The sequence below is a fragment of the Candidatus Hydrogenedentota bacterium genome (genome assembly GCA_013359265.1).
GTDB lineage: Bacteria > Hydrogenedentota > Hydrogenedentia > Hydrogenedentales > SLHB01 > JABWCD01.
Map to the genome: position 1 here is coordinate 95,497 of JABWCD010000010.1, position 12,711 is coordinate 108,207.

Annotated in this window: 11 protein-coding genes; 9 read left to right on the forward strand and 2 right to left on the reverse strand. The window is 59.2% G+C overall.

What is annotated here, in order from left to right; translation table 11 throughout:
• Positions 1-6: 6 nt before the first annotated feature.
• From HUU46_10985 to HUU46_11020, 8 genes are all read left to right on the forward strand, one after another.
• Positions 7-459, forward strand: a complete 453-nt coding sequence (locus tag HUU46_10985) for a PIN domain protein (protein NUM54158.1) — start codon at positions 7-9, stop codon at positions 457-459.
• A gap of 1 nt (position 460) precedes the next feature.
• Positions 461-670: a hypothetical protein gene (locus HUU46_10990; protein ID NUM54159.1), complete on the forward strand. Its 210-nt coding sequence runs from the start codon at positions 461-463 to the stop codon at positions 668-670.
• Between the two features lie 145 nt (positions 671-815).
• Entirely contained in the window at positions 816-2,300 is a 1,485-nt protein-coding gene (locus HUU46_10995; protein NUM54160.1) for a DUF1501 domain-containing protein, read from the forward strand.
• Between the two features lie 74 nt (positions 2,301-2,374).
• Positions 2,375-2,647, forward strand: a complete 273-nt coding sequence (locus HUU46_11000) for a BrnT family toxin (protein ID NUM54161.1) — start codon at positions 2,375-2,377, stop codon at positions 2,645-2,647.
• Positions 2,644-2,919, forward strand: coding sequence for a BrnA antitoxin family protein (locus HUU46_11005; protein ID NUM54162.1), 276 nt, complete (start codon positions 2,644-2,646; stop codon positions 2,917-2,919). Before HUU46_11000 ends, HUU46_11005 begins: the two co-directional genes overlap by 4 nt.
• A 292-nt stretch (positions 2,920-3,211) precedes the next feature.
• Positions 3,212-4,417: a type II secretion system F family protein gene (locus HUU46_11010; protein NUM54163.1), complete on the forward strand. Its 1,206-nt coding sequence runs from the start codon at positions 3,212-3,214 to the stop codon at positions 4,415-4,417.
• Positions 4,418-4,575: 158 nt separating this feature from the next.
• Positions 4,576-5,316, forward strand: coding sequence for a superoxide dismutase (locus HUU46_11015; protein ID NUM54164.1), 741 nt, complete (start codon positions 4,576-4,578; stop codon positions 5,314-5,316).
• A complete protein-coding gene (locus HUU46_11020; protein NUM54165.1) occupies positions 5,253-8,321 on the forward strand; it encodes a PKD domain-containing protein in 3,069 nt (1,022 codons plus the stop codon). The genes HUU46_11015 and HUU46_11020 overlap by 64 nt, the downstream gene beginning before the upstream one ends.
• 15 nt (positions 8,322-8,336) lie before the next feature.
• On the opposite strand, the gene HUU46_11025 is transcribed toward HUU46_11020, so the two are convergent.
• Positions 8,337-9,146, reverse strand: a complete 810-nt coding sequence (locus HUU46_11025) for a flagellin FliC (protein ID NUM54166.1) — start codon at positions 9,144-9,146, stop codon at positions 8,337-8,339.
• A 352-nt stretch (positions 9,147-9,498) separates the two neighbouring features.
• On the opposite strand from HUU46_11025, the gene HUU46_11030 reads away from it, so the two are divergent.
• The gene (locus HUU46_11030) at positions 9,499-10,434 is read left to right on the forward strand and encodes a DUF72 domain-containing protein (GenBank protein NUM54167.1); all 936 of its coding nucleotides are present in this window, start codon (positions 9,499-9,501) and stop codon (positions 10,432-10,434) included.
• A gap of 7 nt (positions 10,435-10,441) precedes the next feature.
• On the opposite strand, the gene HUU46_11035 is transcribed toward HUU46_11030, so the two are convergent.
• The gene (locus tag HUU46_11035; GenBank protein ID NUM54168.1) at positions 10,442-12,658 is read right to left on the reverse strand and encodes a glycosyltransferase family 39 protein; all 2,217 of its coding nucleotides are present in this window, start codon (positions 12,656-12,658) and stop codon (positions 10,442-10,444) included.
• Positions 12,659-12,711: the final 53 nt, after the last annotated feature.

A 12,711-nucleotide genomic window follows, 5' to 3' on the forward strand; every position in this document is an offset into this window, starting at 1 on the left:
AGAGCAATGCGCATCCTGAGAATATATGTGGACACTTCGGTGATCGGCGGTTGTCTGGATGCGGAATTCGAGGCGGACAGCTTGGCATTGCTCGAAATGGCGCGAAGTGGCCGCGTGAAGCTCCTGATATCGAATATTACATTGCGAGAGCTTGACGATGCGCCGCAGGCCGTCCAGACGATTTTTCAAGCGTTGCCGGAAATGTGCATCGAGGAAATAGTATCGAATGCAGACACCGAGTACCTTCGAAACCGCTATATTTCGCATGGTGTCGTCGGCGCCGCGTCTTCCATTGACGCGCACCACGTCGCATTGGCGGTAGTGCATCATGCGGATATGATCGTCAGCTGGAATTTCAAGCACATCGTGCACCACGAGAAGATCGACGGGTTCAACTCGGTTAACCTGGCGGAAGGATACCCACCGCTTCGCATCTATTCGCCGAAGGAGGTTGTCTGAAATGGCCAAGAAGGAATTTGACTGCGTGGAAATGAAAGCCCGAATTCAGGAGCGGATGCAGAAGGAGTATGAGGGCCTCTCCGATAGTGAGGTGCGCGAGCGCATTCGCCGTAGGCTTGAAACATCCAATTCACTTATTGCCCAAAAATGGCGCAGGATGCGGGATATAAAAACGGCCGAGATTCCTTCGGCCGAACACGGTAGCCAATGATTGAGGTTTTCCATGCCCTGACCGTTTTGCGCGAAGAATTGCGCCATACCCTTGGCGACGGCAAATGGGAGCGCATTCGCGAATTCGCGGAAATGTGCTCCGAGACAAACATGCGGCTTCTAACCGCAGCGCAGGTATTAGCCGCATGAGACGCAATACACATCCCGAAGCAGTCTCTAAGGCCGGACTTCGCCTCCTTGATCGCCGGTCCTTCCTCGAACACGCCGGCACAGGCCTGAGCAGCATCGCGCTCGCGGCATTGTTGAGCCGCGACAAGGCGCTCGCAGAACCTATCCGCCCTGTAATACGCCCCGATGCGCCGTTCGCCGCACGCCCCCCACACGCCGCTCCCAAGGCGACGCGCGTGCTGTTCGTGTTCTGCTCGGGCGCGGTGAGCCACGTCGACACGTTCGACTACAAACCCGCGCTGTTCAAATACGACGGACAGCCCCTTCCCGGCAACGAAAACCTCATCACATTTCAGGGTGAGCAAGGCGCGGTCGCCAAACCGCTGTGGGACTTCAAACCGCGCGGCCAATGCGGCAAGTACGCCTCGGACCTCCTGCCCCATCTCGCAGAGATGGTCGACGAGTTCTGTTTTATCCACTCCATGATCGCCAAGAGCAACACCCACGGTCCCGCCGAGAGCCAGATGAACACCGGTTTTATTCTCGACGGATTCCCCAGTATCGGCGCGTGGGTGACATACGCGCTCGGGTGCGAGGCGGACGATCTACCCGCCTACATAGCGATTCCGGATCCGCGCGGATACCCCCAAATGGGACCGAACAGTTGGACCGCCGGTTTCTTGCCCGCTGTGTATCAGGGCGTCTCGTTCAGCGCCGATAAACCCATCGCGCATCTGAACACGCCGGCCAGCATTTCGCCCGAAGCGGACCGCGCCACGCGCGAGTTCCTGAAATTCATGAACGAGAAGCATCTCGAACAGTTCCCGGGCGACACGGAACTGAGTGCACGCATAGCAAGCTACGAAATGGCCGCGAAACTCCAACTGCGCGCCGCCGAAGTCGACGACTTCACCGGCGAATCCGAATCGACCCGCCGCATGTACTGCGTTGACGACCCAAACAAACTGAAGGCCGCCTTTGGGCGCAATTGCCTGCTCGCGCGTCGCCTCCTCGAACGCGGCGTCCGTTTTGTGCACCTGTTCAACGGCGCCTACGCCATGGGCGAGGGCGTCGGCAATTGGGACGGCCACAAGGTCATCAAAAAACAGTACGACATCCATGCGCCCATCCTCGACGAACCCTGCGCCGCGCTATTCAAAGACCTCAAAGCGCGCGGTCTACTCGAAGACACCCTCGTCGTTTGGGCCACCGAATTCGGCCGCATGCCCACTTTTCAAAAAGGCGCCAGCGGCCGTGACCACAACCCCAGCGGGTTTACCGCGTTTCTCATGGGCGCGGGCGTGAAAGCCCCCTTCAGCTACGGCGCCACCGACGAATTCGGCTACAAAGCCGTCGAAAACATCACCACCATCTACGACTTCCACGCCACCATCCTCCACCTCCTCGGTATCAACCACGAACAACTCAGCTTCTACCACAACGGCACCGAACGCCGGCTGACGGACGTGCATGGGCACGTCATTGCGCCGATTCTTGCCTAACGCTCCCACGGTTCCTCCGCCTTGACACACCTGCCCTCGCTTGACGGTATGTACAAATGTACATATAATTGAGCATGGAATTTGAATGGGACTCGGCCAAAGCACGCGCAAATGTCGCAAAACATGGAGTACGTTTCGCTGATGCTACCACCGTGCTTTCGGACACACGCGCTGTGACTGTTTTGGACGAACACCCACTGGAAGATCGGTTTGTAACGATTGGAATGGATTCACTCGGTCGAATCTTGGTCGTCGTGTATACCTGGCGGGGCGATGTCGTGCGGATGATATCGGCGCGCAGAGCGACGCGTCACGAACGAAGTGCATACGAAAGGTCGGATCTATGAAGAAAGAATATGATTTTTCAAAGGGAAAGCGCGGGGCAGTCATTCCCAGTCCGGGCAAGACTCGGATAACCATACGAATCGACACGAGAATTCTCGATTGGTTTCGCGATCAAGCCGATGCGGCTGGCGGTGGTAGCTACCAGACAGCAATCAACGACGCACTGCGCGAGCACGTTAGGGCACGAAAAGAGCCGATTATCGGCGCCCTTCGTACGGTTGTACGAGAAGAGCTGGCGGCATATGGAAAACGAAAATCACGGCGATCCGGCTGATTTACAATCCTCGGCCCCGAGATAGGCGATACACCCCGCCTTGCACCAAATTCGATGAAGTGAATCACATGCCACCCAAACCTGGCCGTTGTTCATTTTTGCACGCAAAGTCCGCTTTATTGTCACGCCTTGAAATCGGCGGCGACGACTGACTATCGCATAAAGTTCTGTAAACATTAATGTTACGAAAATACTGGGCGTAAGCAAAACCGTTGGCCTACTCCTTGCACTGCTTCCTTCGGCGAACTGGAGAGATGTGAGTCTTAGCGGACGGACGAAGGAGCAGCGGACGATGCCAACATTTGCGTATGTAGCCAAGACCCGCGACGGCCAGCGGAAGTCGGGCACGCTCACGGCCGAAAACAAGCAGGCGCTCCTGCGCAGCTTGCAGGCGCAGGGCTTGACGCCCGAAAGCGTGAAGGACAAAGAGGCCAAGTTAGGAGCAAAAGGCGGCGCGCGCGTCAAGTCCACGGAAATCCTCGTGTTCACGCGCCAACTTTCGACGATCGTGAACGCGGGCTTGCCGTTGCTGCAGGGCCTCGACATTCTCGCCGAACAGACCGAAGACGCGCGGTTCGCGACGACCATTCGCGACATCGGCAGCGCCGTCGAAGGCGGCGATTCCTTTTCGGAAGCGTTGAAACGGCACCCGCGCGTGTTCACCGATCTGTACGTGAGCATGATTCGCGCGGGCGAAGCGAGCGGTAACCTCGATAATGTGTTGCTCCAACTCGCCGATTACATGGAAGCGATGGAGGAATTGAAGCGGCGCATCCGGTCGGCGATGACCTACCCGGTCGTTGCGTTCGCGATGATCTTGCTGATTGCCACCGGCCTCATCGTGTGGGTCGTGCCGCAATTCGCCGAAATCTTCAAGAGCTTCGACAAGGCGCTGCCTGCGCCGACGCAAATGCTGATCAACATCAGCGAAGTGCTCCGCAGTTGGAAAATTCTCATCGTCATCGCGGCGTTCATCGGCGCCGTTGTCGGGTTCCGCGCGTATCGCGCAACCCCGAACGGCAAGCTGCAAACCGACGCGATGTTCCTCAAGTTGCCGGTGTTCGGCAAGCTCCTGCGCAAGGTGGCGATCAGCCGCTTTGCCCGCACGCTGAGCACCCTAACGCGCAGCGGCGTATCCATCCTCGCCGCGCTCGAAATCGTCGAGCGCACGGCCGGCAACGAAGTCTTCGCGCGCGTCGTCCGCAAGGCGGCGGATAACGTGCGGGGCGGCGAGACCTTGGCCGAGCCCTTGGCCCGCAGCCAGGAATTCCCAGCGATGGTCACGCGAATGATCGGTGTCGGTGAAAAAACGGGCGCCCTCGAACAGATGCTTGCGAAAATCTCCGACTTCTACGATTCCGAAGTGAAGGCGGCGGTAGACGGGTTAACGAGCCTCATCGAGCCGATCCTCATTCTCATGATGGGCGTCGTCGTCGGTGGTATCGTTATCGCGCTGTTCATGCCGATCCTCCAGCTATCGAGCCTCGTCAGCAACTGACGCATATCGTTACGAAGTGCCCGCGGACCCGTTCCGGCCCGCGGGCTTTTTTCTTTTTTCCGTCCATGCTGTTAGTCTACGAGGGAGCTGCTAACGCGCAACATGCTGCAAGCCCATCGATACCTGCCCTGGGCTAATGGGCGTGAAGGGAGTATTTCATGAAGAATACGCGCAGAACGTTTCTGAAATCGGCCAGCGGCATAGCCGCGGCGGGCGCCGCATTCGCCACGCCGAACATGGTGCTTGCCGCCGCGGAGGATAAGCCGGCTGCGTCCGGCGGCGGCGCGTTGACCGATCATAAGTTGCCAGACTTACCGTATCCATACGATGCGTTGGAACCGTACATCAATACCGAGACGATGAAGTTGCATCACGACAAACACCACGCCGCATATGTGACCAATCTCATAAAGGCCGAGAAAGCGCTGGCGGATGCGCGCGCGGCGAACGATTTCGCGATGGTGCAGCATTGGTCGCGCGCGGCGGCGTTTAACGGTGGCGGCCACGCACTGCATTCGCTCTTCTGGACCATCATGGCGCCGGCGGGCAAGGGCGGCGGTGGCGAGCCTACAGGCCAGCTTGCCGACAAGATTAAGCAAGACTTCGGCAGCTTCGCGGCGTTCAAAGCGCAGTTCTCCGCCGCCGCGAAAGCCGTCGAAGGTTCCGGCTGGGCGCTCCTGCACCATCGCGTCACGGACCACCGCCTCATCGTGCTGCAAGCGGAGAACCAGCAGAAACTCGGCACGTGGGACTCGATTCCCATACTCGGCATCGACGTGTGGGAGCACGCATACTACCTCACGTATCGCAATGACCGCGCGAAGTACGTCGACGAATGGTGGAACATCGTCAACTGGGAGCATGTCGCGAAAAACCTCGCCGCACATACTCCGCGATAGCGTCCCCGTTCGAGCGGGCCGCCCGGCAAAAAGGTGGCATGTCTTCTACTGCGTCGCGTGCGATAATGTGTCGGTGTGGGCATCGACTGGGCCCCATGAGGAAACGTCCGATGCGAGTCTGGGCCAGGTGCGCACTGGTCGTCTGGTGCGCGTGCGCCGCCGCGGACGAGAAGTCCGCAACGCCGTCGTTCACGGCGGATACCACGCTCGGGCAGGCCCCGCTCACGGTCACATTCGCCGACACGAGCACAACAAGCGGCGGTCCAATTACTGCGTGGTCGTGGGACTTTGGGGACGGCACTCCGGTGAGTTCGGCACAAAATCCGACGCATACGTATACAGCGCCGGGCAGCTTCACGGTGACGCTGACTGTAACGGAAGGTGGCACACCCTATGCCGTATCGACCCCGCGCTTCGTGAATGTCGCTAACACGTCGCAGCCGCCTCCCGGCATCGTCAGTCTGACGAGTGCAGTTGTCGTGCAGCGGTCGGGAACCTTGCCCAAATCCGAGGCGAAGGCGGCAGTCGTACTCGCTGAAGAGATTCAAGACCGGACCGGCTTGAACTGGCCTGTAACCACAGCGTTTCCAGCCTCGGGCACGGTCATCGCGATTACGTCGCAAACCGGTTTGGGCATCGGTGCGGAAGGGTACCACCTCTTCGCGCAATCGGACGGGGTTGGGCCCACGATAGTCTGGGTCATCGGCGAAGATGCGCGCGGCGCGTTGTATGGCGTCGGCAAATTACTGCGCAGCATCGAGTGGGCTAACGGCGTCGCGCAACTGCCACAAGCCCCAAACATCATAACCGCGCCCGCCTACCCATTGCGCGGACACCAACTCGGATATCGGAACACGGCGAACACGTACGACGGCTGGTCGGTCGCACAGTACGAGCAGTACATCAGGGAGCTGGTAATATTCGGGGCGAACGCAATCGAGAACATCCCCTTCGATTCCCCGAGCCCACATTTTCCAATTACGGCGGCGCAGATGAATCAAGCCGTGAGCGCGATCTGCGACGATTATGGTATCCAGTACTGGGTTTGGACCCCCGCCAATTTCGATCTGAACAACGCAACGCTCCGCGCGCAGGCGCTCGCGGACCATGCCGCGCTGTATCAGGATTGCGCGAGGCTCGATGGAGTGTTCGTTCCCGGCGGCGATCCTGGCAGCAATTCCCCGCTACTCGTCCTCGATTACGTACAGGACCTGCACGACACGCTGGCGACCTATCATCCCAACGGCGGTGTGTGGTTGTCGAACCAGGGTTTCGAGCACACGGCCAACGATACGCTGTTCGACGAACTGCAATCACAGCAACCGGCCTGGTTGGTGGGGATGGTGTACGGGCCGTGGACGTGGATGACGCTCGATGAAATGCGCACGCGCACGCCCGGCCAATATCCCATCCGCCACTATCCCGACATCACACACAACGTACGCTGCCAGTATCCCGTGCCCGAATGGGACCAGGCGCTCGCGCACACCCAAAACCGCGAAGCATCGAATCCGCGGCCGGAAGACCATGCGGCCATTCACAACCGGTTCGCGCCGCTGACAAACGGCTTTATCGCCTACTCCGACGGTGCGCACGACGACGTGAACAAACAGATATGGAGCATGCGCGGGTGGGACCCCGGCGCGAACATCGACGATATTTTGCACGACTACGGCCGGTTCTTTTTCGGCGCCGACGTGGCTTCGGATGTGGCGTCAGGCATTCGCAACCTCGAACGGAATTGGCGTGGGCCGCTCGTCTCGAACACGGGCGTCAACAGCACGTTTAACCAATGGACAACGCTGGAAACGCAAAAGCCCGGGCTTGCGGGGAACTGGCGCTGGCAGTTCCTACTATTACGCGCATACTACGATCGATACATCCGGGCGCGCGTGATTAACGAAAACGGTCTGCAACAACAAGCGCGCGCCGTGTTGGAAACCGCGCCCTCAATCGGCGCGAATAACGCCATGAACAACGCGACTGCTATCTTCAATATGGCGACGGCCAATCCGGTGCGCACCGATCTGCGGGACCGCATCGAGGACCTGTGCGTCGATCTTTTCGCGTCTATCCACTATCAGAGCAGTGTGAACGCGCCGTACGTCGCGAGCGGGCTGGAACGCAGTTGCGTGCTCGATCTTGTCGATTGGTCCGTGAACGATCGTCATTTCTACGAGTATTGGTTTACGAATGTAATTGCGCCCATGGCGACGCAAGGGGAGAAGTTGGATGCCATCGAGGCGCTCTTGAATTGGGAGGATCCCGGACCTGCGGGATACTACGACGATCTTGGCAACTCGTCGAAACAGCCGCACCGCGTTCAGCAGGAACCGTACGACTTGGATCCCGGTTACGTTGAATCCACGCAAAACGAGTTCGTCTGGCACAACGGCGTCACAACCAATCTGCGCCAAGGCGCGGGTTTGCGCTCATGGCAAGATCAGGCTCAAACGCTCTACGGCCAGCCGCTCGAACTGCGCTATACAGGCCTCCAGGCCGACGCTGCGTACACTGTCCGGGCAACCTACCTTGGTCGTTTCAACGCCGTAATGACCGCAAGGGCCGATGGCGATGTATTGGGTACGTCCGGCGTACCAGGATCGGCTCCGTATCAGGTGCAATACACGATCCCCTCCTCAGCGGTCGTGGATGGGGAGTTGGTGCTATCCTTCGATCGGGTGAGTGGCCGCGGCTGTCAGGTCGCGGAAGTGTGGCTTACGACTCCTGATTCCGATTCCGATGGATTACCGGATTACTGGGAACTCCGTTACGGATTGGCGATAGACGATGCAGCGGGTGTGAACGGCGCAATGGGCGACCCGGACGGCGATGGGCTGTCAAATCTGCTGGAATTCCAGGGCAACTCCGATCCGACCGATCCGAATTCACCGCCGAATCTGCCGGTCGCGGGTGTTGTAGCGCTCGCAGCCTGCGTCACCATGATTGCCGTCGCGCATACGGTGCGCGGCCGGCGCCGCGGCAGCCTGCGACGGGCTGCCTGATTCTCGCGTTGTCGTCTATTGTCCGAGCAAGCCCACCGCGACTTGACTGTTCAGGCTCGACTTCTTGATCGCGTTGACGCCCGCGCCAAGCAGAATCTGGTTGCGCGTCTGCTCGATGACCAGCTTCGCCACGTCCGCATCGCGAATACGCGACTCAGACTCGATAATGTTGTTGCTCGTGGTTTCCCGCACGTTGATAGCGCTCTCGAATCCGCTTTGCTGCGCACCGATACTGGCCCGGCTTTCGCTGATCCGTTCGAGCGCATCATCCAAATTGGATATCGCGCTTTGCGCTCCGGCCTGCGTGCTGAGGTCGATGCCGCTTATGCCAAGAGACGATGCGGTGGACTCGCTCAACGCGAGTTCATCGCCACCCTCCGTCCCCAACGAAACCGAAGACTGGCTCCCATCCAGGAGTTTCGTTCCGTTGTACTCGGCGCCGTTTCCGGTTTCGTCGATCTGCTGGATGAGCTGCTGCGCCTCGTCATTGATCGCAGCGCGCTGCTCGTCCGTGAGCGTGCCGTTCGACGCCTGGACCGCGAGTTCGCGCAGTCGCTGGACAGCGTCGCCCTGCGTTTCCAGCGCGCCATCGGCTGTCTGCGACGCGCTGATGCCCGACTGGAGGTTCTCGACTTCCTGCGTGTACTGACGTACATCCGAACGCAATGCCTCCGCAATGGCCAGGCCGGCCGCGTCGTCCGCCGCGCGGTTGATCCGCTGACCGGACGCGAGCCGCTGGTAGTTCTGCAGCAGCGCTTTGGTGGTGGTCTGAACGTGCCGCTGCGCCGTCAACGCGGCCGTACTTTCGCCGATTCTCAGCCCCATCTGGCCTCTCCTCCCAAGTCAAGAGATGACCTCATAACCATGCGAAGCATATCATAAGTCCGCAAATCACGCAACAATATTTTATTGTTTTGCACGAATTAGTTGAAATTAGCCCGGAAAAACGGTTCAGGCCCACCGCATGCTGGTGCACAACTCAAACCCAAGCTGCCAAGAAAAGTACGGAGAACGGTATAATTTCAATGGAGCCATTGCGTAATCCGGAGGTGAGTACAATGAGGTTCTTCGAGCCACGTGTTTGGACCGTGTGGGATATCGGCTGCCTGAAGTGGAGTTCGATCCTGTTCGGTGCGGTCCTTGGCGCGTATTTCTCCAGCTTTGTCATGGCATACGTATGGGTGTTTGTGCTCGGCTTTGCCGTGTTTGCTGTTCGGCCGATATTGATGTACTTCGGACCCGATCGGCCCAAGGGCGGCCAGCCGGGCAAGACTGCAGGTGCGCCATCGTAGAAGAAGGTTCGCACGCACCTTCCATACGCCTTGGAACGTGCAGTTGGAGCACGTCCGACTGGGTCGGTAAGGTCTATTCTGCCGGCGCGAAGCAGGCGGACTACATCGCCGAGTACGCGCAACGTTATGACACCGTCGAGATCGATTCGACGTTTTACGGTACGCCCCGCCAGTCTACGATCGATGGATGGCGCGAGCGCACGCCGGAAACCTTCACGTTCGCCGCGAAGGCCCCGCAGATCATTACGCACGAAAAATTCCTCGTCGCGTGCGAACGCGAATTCAACGATTTCCTCAAGGCAATGGACACACTCGGACCAAGACTCGGCCCAATTGTATTTCAGTTCCCGTACTACTCGAAGAAATACAATGTCAACGAATCGGACTTCCTTGAGCGGCTGGCGCCGTTCGTCGAGTCGCTGCCGAAGGACGGGCACCTATTCGTGGTTGAAGTGCGCAATAAGTTGTGGATTCGCAAGCCGCTTCTCGAACTGTTGGGATCTCACGGAATCACGCTCGCCCTAATCGATCATCCGTGGATGTACCGGTCGGAGCAACTCATGAAAGTCGGCGGCATACTTACCGGGCCGTTCGCGTACGTCCGGCTGCTGGGCGATCGGTATGGCATTGAGAAGATCACGAAGACCTGGGGAGAGCACGTAATCGATCGCAAGCCCGACCTCGAACGGTGGGCAACCGTGATGAAATCGATCCTGGGGCAACGGTTGAACGTGTTCGGCTACGTCAACAGCCATTATTCGGGCTACGCCCCGGGCGATGTCGACACCCTGTACCAACTGCTGGGTGCCGCGCGCGCGTAGTCATATATCATCTCGTATTATCTCGTTTTGTCTCGTCAAACCGGCCGTCCTCAACCGGCTGCTCCGTCGATTGTTTGTCTTGCGGCGTGTCGTAATGCGTGGCAACGGCCAGCCGCCATATAAACGCCGCGGCCATGTAGGGTTTGCGCGTCGGCAATTCAAGCCCGTGCCCGCCACCTTCGCCTCGCGAACCCGTACGGAATGTGGGTTGCACACTTGCGAGATCGACTGAAAGCACGTTAGTTCCCTCGATGGTGATGTCGCCCGGCACGAACAGACTCAATTCTGATTTGGCCTCGGTCTCGAGCGTCGCCTTTCCAAGGTTCTTTCCGTTCAATGAGAACGCTACGTCTTGTGGTTCGTTCATTTGCGTTGGCAACGACAGCGCGAGTTTCAGGTCGTAGGCATGTCCTTTGTGCATGTAGAGGAGCAACTCGTTGTGCTGCGATTGCGCCACGAACGCGCCCTTGTGGCGGTAGGCATACGCATAGTCCGTCTGCCATCCGGCGCCGAGGAACGGACGCAACGCCGGACCCTGCACGTCGATATCCGGCGAGAACGGAACGCCGCCCATCACGTCGTATTGCGATGGCGACACGTCGTACTTCGCCGCAAACAACAAACTGGCAGGATACGAAAACGGATTGCCAAACATGTCGTGGAAGATCGTCGCCGAGGCGCTCCACACCTGCTGAAAGGAAACCGGACGGCCGAACGGCGTCCAGCCGGACCGCGACTGAACGATGAGCAGGAAGTTATATAGGAAGGCGATCAACACGGCCGCCGTGACGGGGACCAGGTAATGCTTGCGGCAGAAGCGCACGCACCACACGCCGAACGCAGCTATGCCCGGCGCCATGAACGGGAGCACGCCCACGAACCGCCGCATGCCGAAGGAGCCGCCGGCGTGCCACGCGTCGATCGCGGCATTCGAGTAGACGTAAGCCGCGAGTACGAGCGCGGAACAGACGGCTACGTGGCGCGTGCGTTTCCAGAATGCGATGAGTCCGACGAAACCCGCGAGCAGCACTGGATGCCACGCGAAGAGCCCGTGGTGCGCGGAGAACAGTACTTCGAGGATGGCGGGACGCGTCCACGCCATCGGACTTCCGGGCGGAGTGTTGATGCCTCGCGTGGCCCAGTCGTAGCGGACATACCAGACCGCAAGTTGCAGCATGTAAACGACAAAGCCAATCGCAGTCATCGAAGCGAAGCCTCGAACCGATCGAAGCAGCGCAGAACGGTCCTTCGCGTCGCGCACCAGATCGGCGATTGGCAGGATTACGAGCACGGCGTGAGTGGGGCGCACCAGCATCGCAAGGCCGATGGCCGCGCCAAGCGCGAGCCAATTGGTCATCCCCTTTTCTTCCTGGCCGCGCACCCAAATCCAGAACACGAGCGACGCCGCAAAGAATGATGCGGCGTGCGACATCCACGGTTGATCAGTCTGGTACCAGATGATCGGCGACGCAACCCACAACAGGACTGTCGCGAGGAACGATGCTAGCTCCGAGAACCATCGTTTCAACGAGGCATGGACCATAATCATGCCAAGCCACACGCACACGCTGCTGCCGAACGCGCATGCGAACGCATACGGCGTCGAGATGCCGTCCGCCGGCACGTTTTCGCCCAACGCGCGCAGCACCAGTAGCACAACGTGCGCGGCGAGGTAGAATGGCATCCAGACGATCGGGGTGCCGATGGGGGCAACGTTATACTCGGGTCGTTCCTGGTGCGCCTCGCTCATCAACTGCCAGGCGCCGGGAATTCGTTTCAGTTCGTTCTCGAAGTTTACGTCGTGATCGAAGACCCACGAATGCAGGTACGCGTAGTACTGCGGCTCGTCGTGTCCGGCAACGATGCCCCAATGCATGAGTCCGCGCGCGCTGGAAACGAACGTGTTCACGCAGACAAGAAATATGCACAGAAACCCGAACCGCGCCCAGCGCGTCGCGGGGGAGACGGTGTCCTTTCTCGCGCTGAATCCCGACGAGCGCAGCCAGGTATATTGGATTGCGAAGAATGCAACAGCGACGCTGTAAATCCAGACGCCGTTGATACCCACGATGCCGCCGAGTGCATTCGGTTTTGTGGCGGAAACGAGGATCGACACGAAGAGAAGGAGCCCGGAGCCAATTATGCCGATGCGCTGTAACACGGTGATCAATCCCGCGTTGGGCAGGGGTTGAGCGTTTTCTCTCGGCTCGGATTCAATGGACATGCGCGCAATCCTATCGGCGCGATGCGATCCGCGCAACTAGCGCCCGCGAATCG

Excerpts from the sequence above, each read along its gene's own strand:
- HUU46_10985 (NUM54158.1), top strand. The coding sequence starts at position 7 with ATGCGCATCCTGAGAATATATGTGGACACTTCGGTGATCGGCGGTTGT.
- HUU46_10990 (NUM54159.1), top strand. The coding sequence starts at position 461 with ATGGCCAAGAAGGAATTTGACTGCGTGGAAATGAAAGCCCGAATTCAG.
- HUU46_10995 (NUM54160.1), top strand. The coding sequence starts at position 816 with ATGAGACGCAATACACATCCCGAAGCAGTCTCTAAGGCCGGACTTCGC.
- HUU46_11000 (NUM54161.1), top strand. The coding sequence starts at position 2,375 with ATGGAATTTGAATGGGACTCGGCCAAAGCACGCGCAAATGTCGCAAAA.
- HUU46_11005 (NUM54162.1), top strand. The coding sequence starts at position 2,644 with ATGAAGAAAGAATATGATTTTTCAAAGGGAAAGCGCGGGGCAGTCATT.
- HUU46_11010 (NUM54163.1), top strand. The coding sequence starts at position 3,212 with ATGCCAACATTTGCGTATGTAGCCAAGACCCGCGACGGCCAGCGGAAG.
- HUU46_11015 (NUM54164.1), top strand. The coding sequence starts at position 4,576 with ATGAAGAATACGCGCAGAACGTTTCTGAAATCGGCCAGCGGCATAGCC.
- HUU46_11020 (NUM54165.1), top strand. The coding sequence starts at position 5,253 with ATGGTGGAACATCGTCAACTGGGAGCATGTCGCGAAAAACCTCGCCGC.
- HUU46_11025 (NUM54166.1), bottom strand. The coding sequence starts at position 9,146 with ATGGGGCTGAGAATCGGCGAAAGTACGGCCGCGTTGACGGCGCAGCGG.
- HUU46_11030 (NUM54167.1), top strand. The coding sequence starts at position 9,499 with ATGGGTGTTTGTGCTCGGCTTTGCCGTGTTTGCTGTTCGGCCGATATT.
- HUU46_11035 (NUM54168.1), bottom strand. The coding sequence starts at position 12,658 with ATGTCCATTGAATCCGAGCCGAGAGAAAACGCTCAACCCCTGCCCAAC.